General features: G+C 38.8%; 22 protein-coding genes. 16 read left to right on the plus strand and 6 right to left on the minus strand.

Going from position 1 to position 23,822, the window contains the following annotated elements:
- The first annotated feature begins 203 nt into the window (after positions 1-203).
- Genes K0T92_RS16265 through K0T92_RS16275 form a run of 3 tightly spaced genes read left to right on the plus strand, consistent with a single transcriptional unit; the run spans position 204 to position 5,599 of the window.
- A complete protein-coding gene (locus tag K0T92_RS16265) occupies positions 204-1,625 on the plus strand; it encodes a hypothetical protein (protein ID WP_219873533.1) in 1,422 nt (473 codons plus the stop codon).
- A gap of 3 nt (positions 1,626-1,628) precedes the next feature.
- Positions 1,629-2,324: a hypothetical protein gene (locus K0T92_RS16270; RefSeq protein WP_219873534.1), complete on the plus strand. Its 696-nt coding sequence runs from the start codon at positions 1,629-1,631 to the stop codon at positions 2,322-2,324.
- Positions 2,324-5,599, plus strand: coding sequence for a hypothetical protein (locus K0T92_RS16275; protein WP_219873535.1), 3,276 nt, complete (start codon positions 2,324-2,326; stop codon positions 5,597-5,599). Before K0T92_RS16270 ends, K0T92_RS16275 begins: the two co-directional genes overlap by 1 nt.
- A gap of 41 nt (positions 5,600-5,640) precedes the next feature.
- Here the strand turns inward: K0T92_RS16275 and K0T92_RS16280 are convergent, their stop codons facing one another.
- A complete protein-coding gene (locus K0T92_RS16280) occupies positions 5,641-6,951 on the minus strand; it encodes a DUF2399 domain-containing protein (protein ID WP_219873536.1) in 1,311 nt (436 codons plus the stop codon).
- A 328-nt stretch (positions 6,952-7,279) separates the two neighbouring features.
- On the opposite strand from K0T92_RS16280, the gene K0T92_RS16285 reads away from it, so the two are divergent.
- The 3 genes from K0T92_RS16285 (at position 7,280) to K0T92_RS16295 (ending at position 10,546) form a co-directional block, all read left to right on the plus strand.
- Positions 7,280-8,980: a hypothetical protein gene (locus K0T92_RS16285; protein ID WP_219873537.1), complete on the plus strand. Its 1,701-nt coding sequence runs from the start codon at positions 7,280-7,282 to the stop codon at positions 8,978-8,980.
- 544 nt (positions 8,981-9,524) lie between these two features.
- Positions 9,525-10,130 (plus strand): hypothetical protein, encoded by a 606-nt coding sequence (locus K0T92_RS16290; protein ID WP_219873538.1) that lies wholly within the window; start codon positions 9,525-9,527, stop codon positions 10,128-10,130.
- Positions 10,131-10,144: 14 nt separating this feature from the next.
- Positions 10,145-10,546, plus strand: coding sequence for a Tn7-like element transposition protein TnsE (locus tag K0T92_RS16295; RefSeq protein WP_219873539.1), 402 nt, complete (start codon positions 10,145-10,147; stop codon positions 10,544-10,546).
- Between the two features lie 396 nt (positions 10,547-10,942).
- Here K0T92_RS16295 and K0T92_RS25675 read toward each other — a convergent pair whose 3' ends face one another.
- Positions 10,943-11,173: a DNA adenine methylase gene (locus K0T92_RS25675; protein WP_219873540.1), complete on the minus strand. Its 231-nt coding sequence runs from the start codon at positions 11,171-11,173 to the stop codon at positions 10,943-10,945.
- Positions 11,174-12,519: 1,346 nt separating this feature from the next.
- On the opposite strand from K0T92_RS25675, the gene K0T92_RS16305 reads away from it, so the two are divergent.
- The 8 genes from K0T92_RS16305 (at position 12,520) to K0T92_RS16340 (ending at position 20,187) form a co-directional block, all read left to right on the plus strand.
- Entirely contained in the window at positions 12,520-13,149 is a 630-nt protein-coding gene (locus K0T92_RS16305; protein WP_219873541.1) for an RNA polymerase sigma factor, read from the plus strand.
- 115 nt (positions 13,150-13,264) lie between these two features.
- Entirely contained in the window at positions 13,265-13,519 is a 255-nt protein-coding gene (locus K0T92_RS16310; protein ID WP_219873542.1) for a hypothetical protein, read from the plus strand.
- A 1,017-nt stretch (positions 13,520-14,536) separates the two neighbouring features.
- Entirely contained in the window at positions 14,537-15,247 is a 711-nt protein-coding gene (locus K0T92_RS16315) for a hypothetical protein (RefSeq protein WP_219873543.1), read from the plus strand.
- Positions 15,248-16,369: 1,122 nt separating this feature from the next.
- Entirely contained in the window at positions 16,370-17,035 is a 666-nt protein-coding gene (locus K0T92_RS16320; RefSeq protein ID WP_219873544.1) for a ribulose-phosphate 3-epimerase, read from the plus strand.
- A gap of 126 nt (positions 17,036-17,161) precedes the next feature.
- Complete coding sequence (locus K0T92_RS16325) at positions 17,162-17,593, plus strand: hypothetical protein (RefSeq protein WP_219873545.1); 432 nt, start codon at positions 17,162-17,164, stop codon at positions 17,591-17,593.
- Between the two features lie 186 nt (positions 17,594-17,779).
- A complete protein-coding gene (locus K0T92_RS16330; RefSeq protein ID WP_219873546.1) occupies positions 17,780-18,553 on the plus strand; it encodes a hypothetical protein in 774 nt (257 codons plus the stop codon).
- Positions 18,554-18,722: 169 nt separating this feature from the next.
- Complete coding sequence (locus K0T92_RS16335) at positions 18,723-19,685, plus strand: sigma-70 family RNA polymerase sigma factor (RefSeq protein ID WP_246628209.1); 963 nt, start codon at positions 18,723-18,725, stop codon at positions 19,683-19,685.
- A gap of 76 nt (positions 19,686-19,761) precedes the next feature.
- Entirely contained in the window at positions 19,762-20,187 is a 426-nt protein-coding gene (locus tag K0T92_RS16340; RefSeq protein ID WP_219873547.1) for an SRPBCC family protein, read from the plus strand.
- 79 nt (positions 20,188-20,266) lie between these two features.
- Here the strand turns inward: K0T92_RS16340 and K0T92_RS16345 are convergent, their stop codons facing one another.
- Positions 20,267-20,683, minus strand: coding sequence for a VOC family protein (locus K0T92_RS16345; protein WP_219873548.1), 417 nt, complete (start codon positions 20,681-20,683; stop codon positions 20,267-20,269).
- A 327-nt stretch (positions 20,684-21,010) separates the two neighbouring features.
- Here K0T92_RS16345 and K0T92_RS16350 point away from each other — a divergent pair, with 327 nt between their 5' ends.
- Together K0T92_RS16350 and K0T92_RS16355 are read left to right on the plus strand one after the other, a co-directional pair.
- Complete coding sequence (locus tag K0T92_RS16350) at positions 21,011-21,142, plus strand: hypothetical protein (RefSeq protein WP_246628217.1); 132 nt, start codon at positions 21,011-21,013, stop codon at positions 21,140-21,142.
- A gap of 396 nt (positions 21,143-21,538) precedes the next feature.
- On the plus strand, positions 21,539-22,042 hold the full coding sequence (locus K0T92_RS16355; protein ID WP_219873549.1) for a hypothetical protein: 504 nt from the start codon (positions 21,539-21,541) through the stop codon (positions 22,040-22,042).
- 162 nt (positions 22,043-22,204) lie between these two features.
- Here K0T92_RS16355 and K0T92_RS16360 read toward each other — a convergent pair whose 3' ends face one another.
- The 3 genes from K0T92_RS16360 to K0T92_RS16370 are packed head-to-tail and all read right to left on the minus strand — an operon-like array spanning position 22,205 to position 23,822.
- A complete protein-coding gene (locus K0T92_RS16360; RefSeq protein ID WP_219873550.1) occupies positions 22,205-22,894 on the minus strand; it encodes a DUF4386 domain-containing protein in 690 nt (229 codons plus the stop codon).
- A gap of 15 nt (positions 22,895-22,909) precedes the next feature.
- Positions 22,910-23,575 carry a DUF4386 domain-containing protein gene (locus tag K0T92_RS16365; protein WP_219873551.1) on the minus strand — a complete coding sequence of 222 codons (666 nt, stop codon included), beginning with the start codon at positions 23,573-23,575 and terminating at the stop codon, positions 22,910-22,912.
- A complete protein-coding gene (locus K0T92_RS16370; protein ID WP_219873552.1) occupies positions 23,568-23,822 on the minus strand; it encodes a helix-turn-helix transcriptional regulator in 255 nt (84 codons plus the stop codon). Before K0T92_RS16370 ends, K0T92_RS16365 begins: the two co-directional genes overlap by 8 nt.

The following is a 23,822-nucleotide window of genomic DNA, read 5'->3' on the forward strand; positions in this document are numbered from 1 at the left end:
AAGTCAAATGTTGATTCGAAAAGATTTAATTACCAGGATAGAGAGTTTTCTAATTTAGAGGAAAGAGAGCAATGGGTTATGGAAACTGAACAATAAGTGAACTCTACATGTCCATTGTGTTGATATTAAAGGTAATTACAGGAATTGTGTCGAAATACCTATAAAATAGGTATTGAGACTATCTACATTAAGTAGGTGAATGAATGGAACAGGATCAGTTGCTAATACATGTATTGCGTTCAGATCAAAATGATTCGTTGAGAGCGGCTTTATCTGACTTTATTAGTCTTAGCGGTATATTGGCTGAATTGGCATCATCTGATTTTTGGCTAGATACTGATAGAGTACTAGAAACGTTAAGATTATTAGATATAATTATGCAAGCCACATTGTATAAATCAGAATGGCAATTACGCGATGATGATGCTGTTATCCACAGATACAATCGCATATACGGGCAAAGGATAAGATTAAATGTTAAGCAATTCTTAAACGTTTGCAGAAAATATAATTGGATAACTACAGTTAGAAATCCCCCAGTCAGGTTTTTACCAACAGGAAAAAGAATGATAGCTCATTTATTTAGAATTGCTAACGATGCATTAGCGTATCATATGCAGCCTCAAGATCAACAAGCATTGTATTTGGCGATACATGATTCGAAAATTGGAGAAGCATATGAAGACGAGGGGATCGGTGCTGGTGACTTACTTGCAGGTATGATTTCTAACCTAGAAGATGCATCTGAAGATCTTGAAATGAGTATGCAAAGATATGTTTATGAAGGAAGAAGTATACAGAAGGTTGAAGAACTTGGACATCTACTTGATAGGGTAAAAGTTCAAATTGATGAAAGATTAGAAAGATCAGTTGATTTAATTCCTAACAATCGATTACAGCTTTTACATGAAAGAGCCCAAAGGGCTTTTGCAGACACACACAGTACTGCTTATCCTGTACTTGGTCATACGGCGTCTTCTAGCTTAAATCGTCAAGAAAAGACGATTACCCAAATTGATGTAAATTTATTTTTAAAATTTATATCTGAAGCTGCTCAACAAACTTATCGACCTATTGAGGGACAGATAGGATTAATGAATATACTCTTGCCATTAGAGAATAATGCTAGTGATTATGAGGAGCTTGGGATATGGTGGCCTCAACAACTTCCTATGCCTTTAAGTGAGGAAATGATAAGAACTGGTATGAAGACCATAGAAAAAATAATTAAAATGGAACGGCCAACTGAACCCCAGACAATCGAAGATCTTATATTTGAACCACCACAGACGATTAGTCAAGAGGAATTAAAAAAAATTCAAGGTAACATAGCCGGACTCTCTAATCAAGATATCGTCGATACTCGTGTTATTCAGAATTATCTGAAGCAAAAACCGAAAATTGATATTCAATCAATGATTAACGACGTAGCAGAGAATTGGGAAGACGCAGCAAATCATCTTTTATCAGTTTCTGCTGTAATCTCACAACATTTAGCGTACCTAGAAAAAGAACTAAAGGCTAAAAACCATCCTATAGGTAAGCTTGTAATTAGTTCTCCAGATGATGAAGGCGAATATATTTGGGCAGTACAGGCTTCAGAAAAGCTGCTTAGAAAGGAGTAGAGTATGTCTGAAATTGGAGAGATGGCTCTAGAAGATATTAAAGAATACGGCTCACTTTCAAAGTATGAAAAAACCGCTATAGCAGTTATACTTCAGCAAACTGCCAGAAAAGCAGGTGCTACTAAAAAGGAAATTATGAGGATTCTGCAGATACGAACAGATGAAGCCTTTGAGTTATTCATAAAGAAAGTAAACAGCCTTATGGGTGATTTACTACGTATAGTATACGACGATGAACAACAGCGATGCATTGCAATGACAAGATTGGTACAGTCAACAGCTAGATATGTACTAAATGAATTTGATCTTGCACTCTTATTATATATCTTCTACTGTGAACGTGTCGCTGGACAACCATTCGTTAGGTTCGAATCAATACTAAGACAGTTTGAACAAGTTGACCTTCATGCAGAAAGAAAATTAAAAAGGCATCTTACAAAGTTAGTCCAAGAAGAGTTACTCCGATTGTCGGAGGAAGGTGGACAGGACGAAGAAACCTCGTACTGTTTAACTGCAATAGGAAGATGTATTTTTCCAGAATATTATCTAAAGAGAGTATTATCGGTATCACAAGGTGGAGACGTCAGCCTTGAGCAGGTTAGGGACTTCTTTAAGCTAGGTACCGTGGATGATCAAAATAGAGTTGACCTAGAAGATAATTTACAACAGTTGGATTTGTGGTCTGGAGGTGAGAATTAATGTATCCTGTGAAAATCAGATTGTTTGGCATTAGAGATATAGACACTGTTGAACTAGATCTAGGGGAAAAGAAGGATATGCTTTTATTTGGAGGAGTAAACGGTACAGGTAAATCAACACTTTCATTTGCAATAGCCTATGCTCTTGGAAGTGATCAAATTAGTTCAGAAACTCTCCGTTCAAAGGTCATTGATACAACTAAAGTTCATTGGAATGCTATCGTGGAAGTGATTTTTCATAATCCGTTTGAGCTGCGAGAAATTGATGCACCTGAATGGATTTCATTAGGAGTATCTATTTCTCAAAAACCCAATCAACAAGCTTACCCTCAATATTTCGCTAAACACGGCGATCTTATTAGCGAATTGATTTTTTTTAGAAAATATAGATCACGCGAAGAAGCGAGAGAAGACTATGAATTAAAGTATGGGATATCGCCAGATAAATTTTTTATGTTTTGGTTTCAAAATACTATCACCAGGTTTGCTACTATGAGAGACCGTGAGCGATTTGAATATGTTGCAGAAATGTATGGACTTAGAGAGACGCAAGAAAGCTGGGAGAGAGCTAAAATAGGACGGCAAGAAGCTCAAGAGGACTTCGAACGAGCCAAGATGCAATTAGATAAAGAGAAAATAAGGGTTAACCTTGCTGAAAGGAACTTCAATTACTGGAGACAATGGAATAAGCTTAGAAAAGAAGGCGTTTTTTTAAGGAGACAGTACTGGATAGAGAATCAAAGGTGGATCTCATATAATTATAAAAAAATTAGTGAACAGCTTGATCAGCAGAATAATGAAATTTCAACTATACAAATGGAATATAAATCTCTGGATCATCAGAAAGCGGATGTCAAACATAGCATTGAACTAGAGAACAAAAAGATGGAAGAATTGAATGAAAGGAAAAGATCCAAAAAAAATGACCGTGATGGGTTGAACTATGAATTAGAGAAAAATCGTAATGAGTTTAACAAGCTAGATGAAGAAACTAAAGAAATACAGGAGAAATATAAGGGGATACGTCCCCTAATAGAGTTGACTGTTGAGAAAGAAGAAGTTGCAAATAAAATTGAGCAAAGTAAATCACATCTTAAAGAATTAGAGACTGAGTTGGTAGAAATAAAAGAGAAACAGAATCATTTGCTTCAAAAAATAGGTGGCCTAAAAGAAAATAAGAAGAGACATGAGGAGCAAATTGACGATTGGGAAGAATACTTTGCAAATGAGGAATCAATTGATTTACTTTTACAGATTGAATCAAAAGCCAGGGATGATTATTTTAAGAATAAACGAGAGTTAGAACAATATACGGCGAAATATATTGAGTTAAAAAGAGATTTTGAACAGATTAATGAAACAAAAGCAGTTTCTCATCCTCTTCAGGACCAAAGTATAAGGTTTTTTAAAGACAAAGGTTATGATGTGTATCGTTTTGGTGAATTGTTTGAAATAAATAAATTGGCTGCGTCAGAAGAAGCAGAATTTTTATTAGATGGGATTAAGTATGCAGTATTTGTAGATGGACCCATTGAAACAGTTCCCAATCAACTTTTGCATGTTTCACTTACTGAATTGAAAATAACTATGCAGAATGTCGAAATGTTTTCCTTAAAGTTTAATAATATTAATGAGTTGTTAGATTGGAAGCCAGATCTTCATTTGTCCGCTGACAATAAAAGTGTAATTCGATGTTGGTTAAATCTAATTAATTCTGATGATAGCAGTACACAACTAGTTAATTCGGCAATCATTTCTAATGGGGCAGTTAAAGAGATTCTTGGGTGGAGAGGAGCCCTTTCTACAGGAGCAGCAATTGGTAGGGATGCCTGGATACAGAGATGCAATTGGTTAACGTTTGAGATTTCAGAATGTGAATCAAAAATTTCAAACTTATCAAGTCTTGAAATAATCACTAATAAAAATTGGAAAGACTTAGAGAAACGACGAGAACTACATGAAGATCGACACGTTAAACTACCACATTTACAACGAGAGTTGCGGGATCTTAACGATGAGATTAATAAATTGGAAGAAAGCCATAATGATTATGTTATAAATATTATGGATTTCGAGAAAGAAAAATTAGAAATTCAAGAGGGTTTAATCCATCTAGATATCAGTAAAAACTCTATCAATAATGAGTTATTAATTCACGAACAGTTTAGTCATTTATCAGAGAAAATAAAAAGAATTCATGAACTTGCAGATGAAATCTCTGGTAAAGCGGTCTTAAGAGACAAATTAACATACGAAATAAACGATATAGAAGAATCAATAGAAGGCTGTACAAGAAGAAATAGACAAGCAATTGAAGAAAATCAATCAATTGAAAGACAACAAAACGGATTAAGGATTACCATATTGGAAATTAATAATAAAATTGAAGTGATCAGGAGAGAAGCAAATTCAATAAAAGAGAAAGAGTTTGAGGACCAATCATTATTTAAAGAGTTTGAGAATGAATATAGTTCCATTTTGGATACTCTAATGCCCTATGAGTATCAAGATTTTGAAACAATAAGCGAATCTAGATTGAAGGACTGGGACGATAGTGCTAGGAGGAAGCTGAATGATGCAGAAAGCATGATAATCGATGAGCTAGCAGAAGAAAAATATAATGCTGTCTTAGTAAGCTATAATAATGCGGAGAAGGAAACATTAACTGCAGAAGCGATTTTTATGAAAATGCAAAAGCAAGAAGAACAACTACGAGATCTCTTTAAGAAGATGGTATATGATCGATATCAAAGAGTTAATCAACATTTTCAGAATTATATACAGCGAATTGGTTTCAGGGGGAAGATTGAACAAATAGAGCCTGATGATTCCGATCCTCGTCGCAAGTATTATGAATGGAGGTTACATATTGCCACTAAGCCCGGACACGATATGGAATATCTACGACCTACTGAGGGCTTACGACAAAAAATAGTGAGCGGACCATCCGGTGGTGAAATGGCTGTAATCTCATTAATGTTTGCGCTAGCCCTGTTAACGGATATAGAAAAGCGTCCTCCGTTCTATATGTTGGATGAATTTGATAGTGCTTTAGACGAATGGCGAAAAGGTATTGTAATAGACCTTTATACTGAAATATTAAAGCGAAAACTAATGATAATATCCCCAAAGTCACATGCGTCAGATTATCTAAGTCGGTTTTCTTTATTTTATGCTTTTGTTTCCGATCATAAAGAAGGTAAGCGTCCTGTTAGTAAGATACTGAGATTGGAACGAGAATCTTATAAGAAGATATCAAGTGATTTTGAAAAATAGTGTGACTAGCAATCCTCTACATCAGTTTATAAGGGGGATTGCTAATTATGAAATACACTATCCCATTGGATGGTTGATCCTAACATTTGTTCTTGTTCAATCATTCTCCCTTGAAATATTTGATCTTTAAGATCGTTGATTGTCCCCCCTTTTTCAGGTTCTGTTAAGGACTTAGATAATACGAACTTGAGGTCTGGGGGATTACCGAGAATATTTTGTAATGACTTAGCAATATCAAGGCCAGATTTATCGTAGTCAACCCAGATGTATATGGGAATGTCTTTATTTTTTATTTTTTGGAGTAGTGATTTATGTGCTGAGCGAAGTTGTCCATCACAACAAATAACTAATACATTCCTAGATTTAGTCCACCCTTTTATAGCCATTTTAACTAAAGGCGATCGGTTTTCGGTAATGATAATGAAGTTGGACGATGTATGAATAATATTAGCATTGTTTATTTCATAATCAGTTAAAGCGCTAATTGTATTAGAATCCCTGTTGGTTTCGTCAAGTGAGATAGAGCCTGAATAATAGACAGAAACGATTTGGCCCAGTGAAATAAATCCAAGTTGGTCAAGTGAAACATTAGTATCCTCTTGAAGGCGTTCAAGTAGCCATTCTTTCTCAGAGTCATACATCTTTGAACCACCAATTTCTTGATAACCTACTGCTCCAATTTCTTTCCAATCAAATTCTTCTTTTCCTTGGGTCTGTAGCTCTAGAAGATGAATGATAAATTGGAAGTACAACATATGTTTGTTTAATTTATATGAACTCAAATGAGTATCCATAATGATTTGTTGTTGGCGGACAGCTAGTTCGAATAATATTGTTGCAGCATAATTAAGATCGGCCCCCATGTATTTTGTTAATGCAGTGAACCATTCATTCTTCCAATTTTCTAACTGCTCGGTTTCTTGCAATCTATAATTTTCAATTAACCTGTAGCCCATTGGTCCAATAGTGTATTCAATGTTTTTAATCACTCGGCCGTCTTTTCCATACCGAATCCATTCAGCAAGTAACCCTGTTTTTATGCCCTTAATTATTAGATTGGGGGAGTCAATATTTCCCGCTTTACTTTTATTCGTAAAAATTGTAACGAGAATCTCTTTTGTAAAAAGAGGATTCTTCTTTTTAGAAAGGGCTTTAATTACTTCTATCCAAATTTTTTCTTGTGTTATTTCGTGTTCTTTTGTAATTCGTAATGATCCAATTTTACGTAATGTACGTTTAGACTCTTTTAAAACATCGCAATAGATCTGCGAATTACTTTCATACGAAACGCTAAAGTATTCATCTTTACGTAGAAGAAAACGATAATTGTTATGGAATATACTGTCCTGCATATAAAGATGTTCACCTCACTCATTGTACACTCCTCAAAATAGAATATCATAAAACTGCGAGCTTAAGGGAAAGGATTCAAGTAATCTAATGTCGATTAATAGATACGGGGCACACACAGTACTAAAGGTGTGAATTATGTACATTTTTCATAAAAATGAAAATGCTAATGAGTTGGCTGAAGCTTTAGAAGAAAATCGTTAAAAAGTAAAATTTGCAAAATCGAAAAGGTATGTAGATATATAAATTTGCGGGCGACATCTTACAAGGTTATTTTTCTCTTTTATAATGTTATAGGAGAGGCCTTTAATTCAAAGGAGTGTACAGTAGATGAATCTGAACAATGATGAAACGAGAAGTATAGAAGATGAAGTGGACTTACATTTATATGAATTATTAGATGAATCTATACCTAGATATAAATTTATTTATCATATGAATTTGGTATATATTGATTACGTTATTGATAAGAATTTGTGGTTTTCGACATCGGAAAAACATTTTTTGTTTTCACTAAGTTATAGCACATTTTTAGCATATAAAAAACTTATTGAGGAAGATGTTTTTGAATATAAGTTTGATAAGGATTTATATAAATATTGCTATCATTTTTTCATGAAAGGTATGCAATACTCATTGTTATGTGAGGAATTTCCGGGTGTGTATTCGGAAGTAAAGAAAGTGAATTTTGATGATCAAAGAAGAACAATTTCATTTAATGAAGTAAGAGAGATTCCTCGAAAATTTAATGAATTTATCTCTAAATATACAATTAGAAAAGCTTTGAGTTATACATTACAAATGGCATCTGGACAACTAAGCGATAAAGATGATGAAGAGGCTGCTGTCGAACTCTCAAAACTATATTTTCACTTTTGGAGTGAAAATATGCTATATGAAGATTTCGAACCATATTCTAGACTTGACTGGGGTGGAATAGAAAATTTCTTCATCCTAGCAGCAATGAGGCGCTTTATTAAATTATACAGAGCAGACTTTAATATTGAAAAATTTGGTTCTCATAAAATGATGATAATTATTTCTCCTAAAGGGAAAGAAAGAATAAAAGAGTTTACTCTTACTAAAGATCAAGAGATTATTGATAAAGTGTTAGAAGACTTTATTTATAAGCCGCTTGGAAAAAATCTCTTCCCGAAATCAAGTGTTTCGGATGCTCCTCTTATTATAACAAAAGACGGATATATAATAGTTAATCCACTCGTGTTGTTAAATAATGATTCAGGAGAAACTAGATATTTAAACTATCTACGAAAATATGATAATAATCGTCATCAAAGGATAAAAGATAAACTGAAGGAGAGAGTAATACCAATCATTGAGCATTTATGTAAGTTGAAATATCCGAATACTACGGTTGTAACTAATTTTAAGGTGCCTATACCCAACAAGAGAAACCAATCAAGAGAACTTGATATATTGGTAGTTGATGAATCAAGCGGGTTTGTATTGTATATAGAGGTAAAGCACTTTTTTAATCCTATGTCATATTCGGAGATGAGAAGTATCGATAGTCAATTGAAAGAAGCATTAAAAAAAACAACTGCACAACTAGATGCCATTAGACATAATTGGGAGTTAATCAAAGATAGATTTGAAGTAAGAACCAATATAAATAGAATAGAGTCAATTATTTTATCACATCATTATATAGGTTGCGATGTAGCAATTCACGATAGTGTCCCAATTGTTAATACACAAGGGATATTCGAAAGCATAGGTGAATCAAATTCGATCCAAGAACTTTACGAATCAATTAGGGAATTTGATCAAATATATAGTTCTATAAAAATGATAAGTAGGAATATTGAGTTTGAATTTGCAAAATTTAAATTTGAATTGAAAATGGAAGCTCTTAATCCGGAATTTGAAACATTATTTTTAAGATCTTATCGGAACAACATAAGGGATACTATTGATTTAAAAGAGAAGAAGATATTCCAAAATTATGAAGACTACTCTCGTGCATTATTAACTAAATTACAAAGTGAATCAGAGGATACGTATATTTAGATGTTAGAACGTATAATTGATTATTTATTTGGTTTTCCACTTTCTTTTCATGGTAATATTTAGTGGTTCCAGACTTTCTTTTTTTCACTTTTATCATGTACTCTGGCAAACCCATTAAAATCAACAAAATTGGTTCCACTGTTTTATTTCACCTGACAAAAGTGTTAAGTGAAAATAAAGTATTAGACTGAGTAAATAAAGTATTAGACTGTTGGGTGCGACAGCATTTACTCCGAATAACAGACATCATGAGCTTGAACCCCGTAATTGTAACTAATTACGGGGTATTTTTGTATTCTGGAGCTGATACAGTTGAACCTCGGTGAGAAAGTCAGATTTACCGGTTATTGAATTAATAAGGGCCTTGCTCATTAACTCGAGGTACTTAGCCTACTATTTGCTAAAACCCCATGGCTTGGACTTGTTAATCGATAATAGCTATTGGCAGGGTGAAACATTACATTTCGACTTGAGTAATCGGGTTCCAGCTAAACTGGCTACAGATAGTAATGTTCGCCATCTATCATGGATCTACTCAGACCCGATGATACGGTCATTGTGGGACTCCGTTTATCAAAATATGTTCGGTCAGGCTGTTAAAAGTTCACCCTATAATCCAACTGCTACTTTGAAGAAAGGTGTTCCTCTAAACATTGATCTTCCGCCCTTAGGCCCTATTGAAATGCATACTTGCGGAGTGCAATTTATCGATTACGTGTTGGTCAAAGTGATTATTGCCATAGGCGGATTTCAGCACCCATCAAATGAGATTCTCTTTTGGCATCCCTCTAAGAAACGTCGCGAATGGAGCTCAGTCGACAAAACGATTCGTATGATTCCGGGCTCTAAAAACACTGATTTTGTGCTGAACGATCAAAGTGACAACGCCAAAGAGGATTCAAATCAAGATATTTTAGAAACCTCTCCTACAATAATGCGGTTTGCCAATTATCCTGTAGTGGAAACTCGTCGTTCAAGTGTAGGCATTCGAATACAGGAAATGAAGTCATCGTTTCGACTAGACGTGGTGGAAAACACGCAGCTGCTTCTAAGGAAGTCAGTATACAGGATTCCGTGGTTGGCGGAGATACCTCTCTTATCGACTTTCAGACACTTGAAACGAGTCCGGCCTCTGAAGCAATTGGCTTAGAGCCATTTTTCCATATGATTGAGATGTTGAAGAAGACGGTTTCTGTAAACGTGAGAATGTCAGTAGTAAGAGTGCCGCCCGGCAGGCGTTTCTCTGTTTGCATAGATGGCTCTCGTCGGACGTGTGCCATTGTACAGGTGATTAATAAAACCTCAATATCCTATATTGTCGAAGTTGCAAGACCAGATGACTGGTCCATTTCCACACTCATCCTCCGACCAATGAATCAATTATCATTTACTTTAATTGAGCGTAGCATCAAGCAGCTTCTTGATGGGTTGGTTCAAAAAGGTGGTCATTGGGATCAGTCAGTTCTTAACCAATGTAGTGATATGAATATTGAAAAGGTAAAGCATTATCAGAATGACTCACTTAGAGATTGGGCATCTAGAATGAGCATAAGGTTACTTAGTTGATAACTCATCTGAGCTCAAAAATTTTTTCAAGGAACGGCGAGAGCTTCTTATCATTCTACTAAATTAAGAAATTTGTCTTCGATATAAGAAAACGGCTTAGTTTGTTGCTGGATAATCAGGCTTTTTGAAGATATTGCTGATAATAAGTTAATAACTAAGCGGACTGATTTAGGTTTAGACAAAGTATGCTCTATGGCCTTAATCAGTATAGTGGATGCTGTGCGTGAATGGATGTTTAGACTCAAATTAAATAAGCTGACCTCGTTATTCTACCGAGATCAGCTTATTTAATATGGCCATTGATAAAATGTAGAGTTATTATTAATATGAAACAGCAAATGGGTTGGTCTTAACGACTTCAATTGGTGGAATTTCTAAATTAGATATTAATAATTCCTACTCTTTTTTTGTTCCACCAGCGGAGTAATCGAAAAAGAGTGATTGTTGTTTTACATTCTTACGTTGATTCTCATATAAATGTGAAATAAATTTGCAATTGTCATAGCTTAACAACCAAGGGGCGGATAATTTCGTAAGTGCCTTGGATAGTTTAATATGATCTTGATCATTAAAAAACTTTCTATAGAGGGATTTACCTTGTCCATAGTACGGTGGGTCAACGTACAAAAAAAAGTCTTATCAAATGTTTTCTGCTTGTTAAAGTTGTTAATGAACTGAATTGCATCAGCCCATTTTAAATCATGGGCGTGAGGGCTTAGGATAATCAGAAATCGCGACCTGCGTAAGCTGCAGCATGCGTCCTGCGAAGAACGGCAAGCCGCATGCTGCAATCTCGGGATCTACACAGATGTCTTGCGGAGCAGTCGGGACTGCAATCAGCGACTACTGCAGACAGGAGCAACTGCTCGCAACTCCAATTCGGCAAAGCCGGTCGGTGCAATCGGCGTCTGAGCTTGTAATTTATTTATTTCCTCAATAAATTTCATTTAGCGGCCTCCTTTTCATTCATTTGGAAATTTTATCTCTATTCCACGGAGTTCGGTCATAAAGGGCAAATCAAAAACATCAAACCCGATATGGACGATCGTCGCAACCTCCTGCGTTTTCGTATCCCAAACCGTCTAAACGCCTTCGGATTCCTTCGCGACTTTAATCATGTGTCATCCCTCCTTTTTCGTAATATGAGTGGTTCAGCAGCAACCGATTGTTCGTCGCTCCAAACCCTACCTTATGAGCCGCTGCGGCCCCCTCCTATCTGTCGGGCCTCGACCTCCCCCCGACATTCGGGTTGATGTGCCTAGCCCCCGCGGCGATGAGCGGATTCATTTAAGGTGTTTTGGAGCAGTTTTCCCTCTGTGGTGGTGCATGAAAGCTTATGAAGTTTTCAAGGAACGAACATTCGTGTCGAAGCTGCCAAGCGTGGTGCTGGTGTGGTTTGCTTGGGCCAGCAGATTCGACGGTTACGAATGGTCCCGCCGAAAATGTAATAGCTTCATGCCGCGCCGCAGGTAGGAAACGCGTTCAAACCATGCTTTTGATCTTGAGCATGCCGGCACAGTGCAGCGATGCCGGCATGTGCCCTTCGCTTTTTCTTTTTGGCTTCGGAACGCAAAGGAGGAAAAGAAAAAAGGGGTTGTTCGTTTGAGATTTTTATTCGGCCGCCCGCAACTGCTTCACCGGCTGCGGACGAATAGTTTGGAATTCCGTCCCGCCCCGCTGTGACGGGCTTTTCGAGTGATTTTCCGAGCAGCTGATCGAACGTTTCGCAGATAGCTTCGACCGCTATTCTATGAAAAAAAATTTTGGAATAGGCTGTTAGATTTGAAGGATATTTCGTGCTATATATAGATGAGGAGGCAAAAAAACCAGCCTCACCCTTTGCAGGCAAGTGGCGAAGAACGATTGCAACAACCGACAGCAGGAATTAGACAAGGTGACAGGCGCGGGTAAATCGCAAGAAGCGGAGGAAACAAACATGCATTACAATCACATTTAACAAGGCGGAGATATTGATGGGGAATCGTAAATATCCGGACCGCTTCACCGATGTATTTCAATACTATCGTGATGAACAGTCCCAAGGAGCACCTAAAGCGCGTATCCGCGAATTTCAAGAGGTAATGGTCAAGATAATCCGACACGAATGCTCAGGATTATCAGCCGCAGCGGTCAAGGAAATCAAGAATGAAGCTTTCCTTCTAACCGTACGTGACGTAAGGAACGGCAAAATTAATCAAGATATGCTCGGCGGAGCTTACTATCGCATCAAACGAGCGATAGCAGCTTTTAACAAAGCCAACACGGTACCTCAACAGCACGTACTGACGGACGACTTCGAGCAAACCAAGCATAACGGCATCCTGACCGAAGATCAGGTTGAACACGAAGAAATGCTTGGCGAACTAAGAACGGCTTTGGCACAGCTAAGCGATCGCGAACGAACCATCATCTACCGCCACCAGGTTAAAGAGGAAGCTCTAGCCGACATCGCTAAGGATCTTGGTATCAAGAACATTTACAAAGTTCACGCTGATGCAAAAGCTCGCCTTCGCAAGCTGCTGCAGGCGGAATGGGAAATGTACAAGGAAACCAAGGATCGCGAATACATTATCGCGGTACCTAAGGCAAAACCGAAATATTAAATATATCTTATCCAACCTGTAACTATCTGTAACAACTTGAAACTGGTAGAAGGGGCTTCATCCTAAGCCCCCTCCCCCTGGTACCAAGGTGCCTCTTCTAAAAGGAGTTGAATGTATGACTATTAAATTTGAAAAACTAGATCAAATTCTCCGGCAGAATGCTGGGACATTGTTTGAAAAGGAAATCGAAGATGATATGTTCTTGGATTACGCTATTTCGTTAAAAACAATGCCTCTAGAGGAAATGACTAAACGGTCTTGGAGCTTGCCGGAAAGTGATCTAGATGAAGAATCTGACTATGAGGAAGAACCGGTACTTCCGGAGTTATTAATTAAGTATCTGGAAAAGGAAGCAGATGAGGAATTATAAAGGGTAATTGATTCTAGGATATATTTCTGGCATGTAAAACCCAATACGGCTGCTCATCTATTCCAACAATTTGGATTAGGATTAGATCAAGCTATCGATACAGTAAAAGTAAATTACTACTCTGAGTTTTATAGAGATAATCAAACCAATATACTAATAAATCATGATCAAACTAATTCAAATAATAGTTCTATTGAAGTGTACTCATTCGAACAAGAAGAGACTAAACGTGATTTGTTTCTAATGGAATTAAGTAAATTATTTACGAAATAACCTTCCCCCCATAAGGTTAACGCTATTGGATAAATTGTGAGTTGTAATATTAAATAGACGGTGAGTTTTATACTCCTGAAGATTGTAGATATCTCAGGTAAATAACAAACAATACTTTTATTTCGTCATGACTATTTACGGGAAAGATAAGTGATTTTATCTACAAAACAAGTGATTTAAGGGACATTTTAAAAAGTTGATGGATATTAAATTAAGAAGAGGAGTGAGTGAAGAACTATCTCAGTAGAAAGTTTTAAAAGTTCTACTTTCGATTATTCAGAGAAATATGCATGCTCAGAAAATAATGATACTTTCTTTAGTCATGGCATTTTCCTGAAAAATCAATCAAGAAACTTCAATTAATACGAACGTGTATATGCAATATGTTCGTTTAAAAACTATACAATTTTCATTCTCTTCCGGAAAAAGAGAATGTCCGATCCAACTTATTGAATACAACGTGGGATTGGGTAGTATTTGCAACGAAACTAACTGAATCTACCCAATTCCACAAATTGTTGCCGCAATCGTATTCTAGGCTTTCCGAATGAATAAAGGAGGTGAGTACATTCTAAAACATCAACAAACCTGTTAATCTGTCGCATCGGAACAAAAAAAATAGGCCAACGCATTTGCAGATGCATCGACCTAGTTTGCCCCCGTAAGGAGCCGATGGTACGTAACCTAATGCTAGTATAGCATGTGCCTCCGGTTAAAAAAATTAAAACTTTGGAGGTAATTTAAATGAATACTACGATTCCTGTCTTAACTGTTGCTAATCCCATTGATATGACTTGGAGCCATGTGAGCTGCACCGTGCTTTCCAGCTCGAAATATGGCCTTCCATATGACCGCGTAAAGGTCTTGCATGAGATTGGGCTTGCTTCCCCTCTCACTCAAGACGAAAGCTTTTACGCGCCGGCTGTGGGCCGTCCGATCGATGTCCGTACGGTATATCCGGACGGAAATATCGTAACCTTTGTTGGCCAGCGTTTCGCTGATCTGCAGGACGAGCTTTCTAAATATGGCCAAGCGGTAGCAAGCGGCAATCTTGACGAGTTGAACCGCCTGCATGAACTGTTTAAATCGGTAGCCATGCTTACGCCGGTTCTCTTCAAACAAGGTACGCAAGTGCTGACCTTTGAATATGAGCTTGCGCTGCACCCGATGGCTGAAGACTCCACAGATTTCGAGCTGACGCTTTTGGCACCAATGCCGAGCTTCCGCCCTGTTGGCCAAAGCCAAATTACGGTGCTTATCACCCTCCCAAGCCCGAACAATGTTGGATTTGGTGCAACCGTAATAGAGAAAAACGGTTATGCGTTTGATCCAGCAACGGGTCAAGTAACCGGCGAAGTGCCTCTCCAACTCGAACAGGACTACGGCCTTCGTAAAGTGCTTGTATGGAACTGGCAGCAAGATCCTTATTTCCGCGTTCATTACCGTTACAACTAATGCCTAATAGCTAAGCGTTTCCTCCTGGCCCCCGATCCCTGCCTTTCGGGGGCCATCTTCATATCTACAACAAGAAATACATGCATACAAAAATCCAACAAACTGAGGAGTGCATAAAGCATGGGAGAAAACCAGGTAAATCTATTCGAAAAACAAATGAAGAAAGATAATGTCGTTAACATCGATAAACAAACGCTAAGGATTATGACACGGAAATTTGATTGAATTAGAATTGGGGTAAATGTCTATATGAAAATGTCAAAAGTGATAAAGCCACTATTAGCAACAGCAGGAACGGTATTTCTTGTTGGATATTTTGTGAAAAAAGGGAACATCCCTGAATCGTCTAGGGTTGTTTCTGATGCTACAATTAATGCAGAAACGTCTTTTGGTGGACTCAAGCAAAGTCAGATAAGCAGGAAAGTTTGTATGTACTTTTCTTTCGTATTCTGATGCTAAATCACCACGTTTTTTTATTGAGAGTTTAGAGGCAATGAAAGCTAACGGGACACATAGTTGAATGACACCGGCGGCAGTCTAAGACTTTATTTTCAAGTCTTGTTCCGCCGCTGTTTCATTTTTGTAGTCAGTCTAATACTTATTTCTCGAAGTCTGACGAATTCAATCCTCATAACCCCCGTTAGATCAAGTCTTTCAGTCTAGAACTTTATTTTCACTGAATAGAAAGAGTTGTTCAGTGATAAAAAAGTTTGGAACCAATAAAAAAGTCTGGAACTTCTAGAACAGTCCCGATGATGCTTAGTTAGATCATCGGGACTTTTTTATGAAGAATGAGCTGTAGTTAATGTGAACAGAAGAAGTACAAAAACTCCGAGAGTGGTACTACAGCCGTTAGGCTGGGGTGGAACGCCGATTGTGGGTGAAAGCAAATCATTACATCTCGCCGTTATGCCCTCGCATCTATCCTCATTTATTACTAATGACATCCCCATTACGATTTGAGTAAGGCGAAATAGCGTCGTTGTGAGGCTGACAAATAGTTTGGACCCTCGAAGATTTGTAGCGAGCGGTTCTAAACAGCTATATTTATTTGAGTTATAAGAAAAATATGGGAATTATAAGGTTATTAATGTATACTGAAACTACTTGGGGAGGAATATCATGTTGAAAATTGGACCATCTATTATGTGTGCCGACTTCTTTCGCTTGAAAGAGCAAATCCAAGAACTTGATAAATACGGTGCTGATTATTATCATGTTGATATTATGGATGGACATTTTGTTCCGGGTTTTACACTCGGTAAAGAATTTGTGGAACAATTAGCAAAAAACACAAAAACTCCATTAGACGTTCATTTAATGAGTGACAATCCATTTGAACATATGGACCATTTCTTAGATCTTGGAATCACCACACTGACTATTCATGTAGAAGCAACACCGGACATACTAAAATGTATTCAAAAGATCAAATCAAAAGGGGTTCGGGTAGGAGTTGCTTTAAATCCTGGAACACCCTTATCGTTATTAGATGAAATATTAGATGACGTAGATCAAATATTAATTATGACAATAAGTCCTGGGTCTGCAGCACAACCTATGATCAAATCTTGTCTGCAAAAAGCAGCTCGATTAGTTCAAAACCTTCGTGAACATCAGTTACATAATGTAGAAGTTATGATTGATGGTGGAGTAAAGGCACATAACATTCATGAAGTATCTGAATGTGGGATTCACTCAGCAGTAATTGGATCAGGGGTTTTTCACTCAGAACATCCAGGTCTGATGTTAGAGAAAATTAAAAACTCTTTGCTGCCCGTAGTCTAAGGATAAGTTAAAAATTGGAACAATAATAAAGCCTGTTGAGATACTTCAACAGGCTTTATTATTCGAAGAGAATAAAGTTGTCGACTGATTGAACAAAGAATCTGACTCTGCGCTAGGAGCGATAAAATGTCTTTTAAAAGAGAACATGTAACAAATAATGATGCAGAGATCATAGATAACCTAAAGGAACAGTTCGGATACCCTAAAAAAGATCATAAATTCAGTACCTGGATCATTGATCGAGAAACGAATGATTTCCTGGTTAAGATTGGAGGAGACGGGTTCCATAATAAGAAAAAACCAGGAGTATTTATTTATGGGAGCAGGGTAGGCATCACCAGAATCGAAGCTGATTACACAGTGGCGGGCAGAGCTTTGGATGGGTGCGGAGTCTTTTGGAATATAATCAAAATCGTAGCCCCTATAGCGTACAAAGACGAGAAAGACATGCTTCTGAATAGTATTCATTTAGCTTTCAGATGTTACGGCATAGGCTTCGACCCTGCAATGATCCATGCGTTTGAACTGAATTATCATTGTGATCCTGAGTTTGTGTAAATAATATTTTTAGAATGTATCATTTGGTGGGTACATTGGCCAGTTGGGCATCAATGGCGAGCTGCTTGAAGAGATCTAGAATAACTGAAGCAGAAGCCTTTAGTTGAAAATAATATAATTACCTTTGGTAGTTGAATAGACTAAAAACTCGGATACCCGAGAGCAGAGAGAGGGAGCTGCAAAGTAATGTGGAAGCTGCATTTGGATCAATCTAATCTGGCTCATCAACTGGCAAGGATGTCACTTTTGCCGCATCTTGCAATTATTACGGAATGGGATAATTCCGAAAGAGAACACTATTATTTGTTCTCTGCTCATCTGCAGCATGTGAATTTTCCGGGAGAATACAATCTGGCGAAATATAAATTTGAAGTGCTCCTCCTTATTCTAAACGCTGCGCTCAGCTTGGACGGGGACAAGCATCAGCTGCACGGCTCGGATATTCTATACACCTACCCTAACGGGGTAAGCCAAACTCATTATGGACATCAGGATCCAATGCTTCACATTGAACAGCTTCAGAATCCATTTGTGACAGCGGCAAGCCTGCCTGATGAAAGGCCTGATAACCGGGTCAGCAGGATTATCTCGTTAGCTCATGATGACGAACTGGTGAGGGAAGTCATTGTATTGTATGGATTATCACTGGGGGACTACCTTTACTTGCTGATTAATATATTCAAAATTAGTGAGAATATTGAACATGATTTTAAGCAGATGCTTACTCATCCCAAGATGAATGCAGCTATTCAAAAGCGTATTGAAGATGAACTGAAAAAATTCCGGAATGGAACGACAATAAGGCATTACATGAATACGCGGGCCGGTTCGGGCTTGCAAGCCCGTCATGGCGCCAATACAACTGTTTTTAATAAAAGCAAACCTACCGTGAATGAGATACTCAACGATGTTCAAAAGCTGATAAACGCTTGGCTGGATGCAAAGCTTGAGCTGGGCTGACGGAAGAAAGTAAATATTGTAATTGATGTATAAAAAATAAATACTTCATAGCTCAAACTAAAAACTACATGCTACTATCGTAGGAGCTTAGATTGAATAATAGAAATTTAATTTTCTAAGCATATAATGAAGGTACCACCCTTCGGGGAGATCGTTAAGGGAGGCCGCGATGAACGTGAACGAGACCGCATTTGACGAACCATTATTTGCAAGCTTGAAGCCGGGCTTAACCTCGTTCTGCTACCGAATGCTAGGCTCCATGGACGATGCGGACGATGCCGTTCAGGAGACGAGCATTCGGGTCTGGCAGAGCTGGAGCACGTTCAGACAGGAGTCCTCGTTCAAAACTTGGGTCTATCGGATTGCCTCCAATCTGTGCTTGGACAAGCTGAGACAATCCAAACGCCGCGCGCTTCCGGTTGACCTGTTCGACCCGGCCGTCGCCATCGTCGAGCCGCGCGACACGCTGCCGGACTCTGCCTGGATCTGGCCGTCTCCAGACTTTGGGGGCAATCCGGAGGATCGGCTCGTCCGCAGAGATACCCTTCAACTGTGCTTCATCGCTCTCCTGCAAACCTTGCCTCCGCGGCAGCGCGCGGTACTCGTTTTGAAGGATGTATTTGAATGGTCCTCCAAGCAGATCGCGGAAACGTTGGCGATGTCGCCGGCAGCGGTGAACAGCGCCTTGCAAAGAGCCCGAGAAACGATGGACCGGGCGCAGCTTCGCTCGGATGAGCTCAGCAGCATGGACGTTCAACCGGAGCAGCAGCTGCTGTCCCGGTATGTGGAGGCCTTCGAGCAATTCGATATTGCTGCGCTCGTCGCGTTGTTCCACGAGGAAGGCTGCATGTCGATGCCGCCCTTCGAGATGTGGATCCGCGGCAAGGAGGATTTGTCCGCCTTCTATTCGCTTACTCGCTGGCATTGCGAAGGTTCGCGATTTGTGCCCATTACGGTGAATGGCGGTTATCCGGCGTTGGCGCAGTATATGCCGGACAAAGAGGGTTCTGGCCTGGTACCCTGGGGCATCCACGTCATCGAAACCAAAGAAAATCAAATCCTGCACGTTCAAAACTTCATTCATGCGCCATTATTTTCGCGATTTGGGCTGCCTGAGCGAATTGACCGATGAATTTCGTCATTGGCTTACGTCTATATTATTGAGAATAACCAAACGACGAATATCATGAGAGAGGTGTCTATTTAAAATGGAAACGAATCAACCGACGAAATTAACCGTGCAAGCCGTCATTCAAGCCCCTGTCGAGAAGGTATGGCGCTATTGGACCGAGCCGGATCACATCACGAAGTGGAATCAAGCATCCGAGGACTGGCATGCGCCGAGAGCCGAAAACGATCTGCGGGTCGGCGGCAAGTTTCTGACACGGATGGAAGCGAAGGATGGCAGCATGGGCTTTGATTTTGGCGGCGTCTACGATGTCGTGAATCGGCATGAGGCGATCGGCTACACCATGGAAGACGGAAGAAGAGTGGATATTGCTTTCGTCGATCAAGGCAATGAGACGAAGGTCATTGAAACGTTCGACGCGGAAAGCTCCAATCCCGTCGAGTTCCAGCAAGCAGGCTGGCAAGCGATCATGGACAATTTCAAAGCCTATACCGAACAAAACTAATCATCGCGAAGAAGACGCCGGGGAAGATGCCCGGCGTCTTTCTTTTTGAACCCTTGTACGAGCGTGCTCTCCGTTAGCCTTAACCTTGTGCCGCATCCATGTTCATGTAGTTAATGGCCCACAGATGACCGTCCAAGTCCACGAAGCCCCAATGATACATGAACCCATGATCTTCAGGTTCAGCGTGCAATTTCCCGCCCAAGGAGACCGCGGTATTCACGATTTCATCGACCTTTTCCCGGCTCTCGAAGGCCAATGCGATCGTCATCTGCGCATACTTGCTCGTATCGACGGATTCCTTCTCCGTGAGCGTATTAAAGAATGCTTGATTGATCAGCATGACCTGCAGGTTGCCTCCGATCACGATGGCTACCGAATTCTCGTTCTCGGGGAATTGCGGGTTGAGCTCGAATCCGAGTCTGGTGAAGAACGCTTTCGATTGTTCTACGTTTTTTACAGGCAGGTTGAAGCTCGTGAATGCGGATGTTAATGCCATTTTCAAAACACCTCTTCATCAAATTAGTTTGTATTCATTGATGCCTTCATTTATATAGACGACAGCCGATCCGGGAATTCATCGGTGTCATGGATTCGGAAGTGTAAATTTTGAAAAATTCGACCTCAACTCAGTCCCTAAATGTTACTTTCAAAACAGGCTTTAAGCAAGAAGCGGCGGAGGCGCTGGCTGCAAAACTCGTGCAGGCTGTTTAACGAAAAAGGCGAAGCGAATTCCAAGCCGTTGACGACTGAGGAAGTTATCGAGGCTATGGACAGCAAAGGCAGAACGCATCTGCCATTCCAACAATGACGGATCAAATCGGGACTGTCAAAAGAAGAGATCGCCTATCTTAGCGAGCACCGCGACGAGTATCCGGACATGGAGATCGTGGAGGAGCGCATCCGCCAGTACAGTCCCGACCGGGTCGTAGTTCAATTGGTCGGCTATAAATTCTGAAAATAAGAATTTCGATGGATATACAATCGGAAAGGGGGTTGCTATTTCTTTCGTGTTTAATCATGTATATTGATAATTAACAGAATCAAATGATTAGGAATGAGGAATTCGCTAATGAGAAGCAGAGTATTCATGAATATAAATTACTTTCTGCTATTATTTTGGTTAGGTATCATTTATCTATCCTATTCTCATCCTTACTACGCTTTTCTTTTTAGCGCAATATACGTATTTTTAATTTTTTATTTCCTGGTATTTGCCGTCTATTTACTATTCTCTGCGGAATCGAAACAAAAGTTAATATCGATCGTTTTCTTTCTACCTTTCGCTATTTTTATTATTTTGCCGCATCTCCAAGACGAATTTCGATTAATCACATCTATACCGGATGACAAATTGATTAAAGAATACATTAAGAGCGAGCATGTCGGAAGTGTAGAAATTTTAGATACATCAATTTCAATTGCGGATTACGATTCCGTCAATAAGAATTTAAACCTAAAGTTGAAAATCATGCCAGATGTTTTCATAATGGACCAGTCAAATCTTTCTAACGAGCGTCAAAGTGTTCCTGTAACTTCGGCAAAAATGATGATGAATGAGATGTATCTCAATTTCATCGAGCTGCCGAAAAATGTTTCCAAAGTGACCAAAATCCCCAATACGATAACGGCGTATGGATACTGGGGAGATGAATTAATAATGAAGGCAACCTTTCAAAAAAACAGAAATAAGTATAAGTTAGTCCAACCATATCCTTTCGTTTCTTTGTTAGGTTCAGTAAATAACTTGCAATTACAATTTGAGCTCGATAATAGAAAGGGAAGTATCGATCTAGCTGTTGATCATTTTCCGAAGACCAACTTTCATTTCAATTTGGTCAAAGAGAATCTAAAGTAAAAAGGAAATATATTTAATGCTGAGAAGAAATTTTTTATATTACAACACCTACTGAATGGGCAGGCAGGTGATGAGCTTCTTTATACGTCATTGGAAAGAACTACACTTATTCTGATGAGAATCCGAGTATTAATTTGCCCCGAGAACTACTATTCTCATATTTTAACTCCGTGTTCTGATGTGGCTCTCGACAGGATTGAACCCTCTGACTATCAGAAATATAGCAAAAATCAGTTCGAATAAAGCGGTTGGCGTATTTAAAATAAAGTAAACTGGATTCGTTAATGTTATGACGTTCAACATCAAAATTACCGTAGCCGCAAGAGTGAATGAAGAACCAACAATCCCCCATATCGATAACCATCTTGGGACGAGTCTTATTTTATACAAGCAATAATAAAGGATCAAGCCGCCAATACTCCATGGCAATATCATTCCTATATGATTCAGAATATCTCTACCTCGTCTAAGCAATTCAGCTATGATTTCAAAATGCGCTGAGTCCATTTGGCTTGCAGAAGCATGACCTTGACTCAACCATAATAAAAGTAAAAGAGAACCTATACCGACAAAAAGAAATGCTGCTCCAATCATCCTGAAACCGAAATATCCCGCAGCTAGACTTTTATTGTATTCTTTAATTATGGGATATAATAATGCGGTTATTATGACATACACGACGGACATTGCTGCTTGGGAGAATATGGCGACATAAACTTGCATTTCGATCTCTGACAATTTACTAAGGTAATCTGGATGTTCTAATGCCGGAACAGAGCTAAGTATTCCAAATACAAAACTGAATATTAACAGTATCCCAAGAAAGATTGCAGTTCTTCTGTTTGAATTCATGATAATTCACTCCCTCTATATATTGACTTTAGATGGATTGAATCCTTTTATTATTAGCCACACCGCCATAAACATTTCCTGTAAAGCAAGCGGCAGCAAGACAAAAGCAGATACGGTTCCAAACAAGGCAAATACTCCTGTCACCAAGTAAATTATGCTTGCAATAAAACCCCAACCCGAAAGCCATTGGGGGATTAGCTTGGAACGGTACAATAAGTAATAAAACATCAAGGCGCCAATACTAAATATAATCATTGTAAAGGAATGAATCTGTTCACCTGAATTCGATAACAAATGGCTTATGCTCTGAAAACTGCTGCTGTCGGAAGAAACGGTATGCACATATTCCTTGCTGACTACCACGAGCAGCAGCCAAATGGCGGAAATAATATAAACAACAGTCTCAAGTGCTCCCCTGAAAATAACATATCCAAGAGCCAAAGCTTCATTAACCTTTTTTACAATTGGATAGACGATGACCGCAACCAATGCCAGTGAAATACCCATGATCAAAATAAAGAGCGTTCCGAGTTTAACTTGATTTACATTTGCTGAAACTTCCATAAGTACATTCGTACTCCCAGCTATTGGCCCAGTAAATACAACACTTAGTATTCCTGCAACGGTGCCAATGATATATAACACGCCAACAAGTCTAGCAATTGAGTTGTAATTATTCATTTGTATCCTTCTTTCTCGTTATTTCCTCTTCCCTTTTTTCATAATCAAATACTTCTCCGATCTTAACACCAAATGCTTCAGCGATCTTGAATGCAAGCTCCAAAGAAGGAGAATATTTTCCCGCTTCAGTGGCAATGATAGTCTGTCTTGAGACTCCTACTTTTTCAGCAAGCTGCTGCTGAGTCATTTCATTGGCGAAGAAACGCAGTCTTCGGATGTTGTTCGTAATATGAAGCTTCTTAGCCAT

The organism is Paenibacillus oenotherae, assembly GCF_019443105.1.
GTDB classification, from domain to species: Bacteria; Bacillota; Bacilli; order Paenibacillales; family Paenibacillaceae; genus Paenibacillus_Z; species Paenibacillus_Z oenotherae.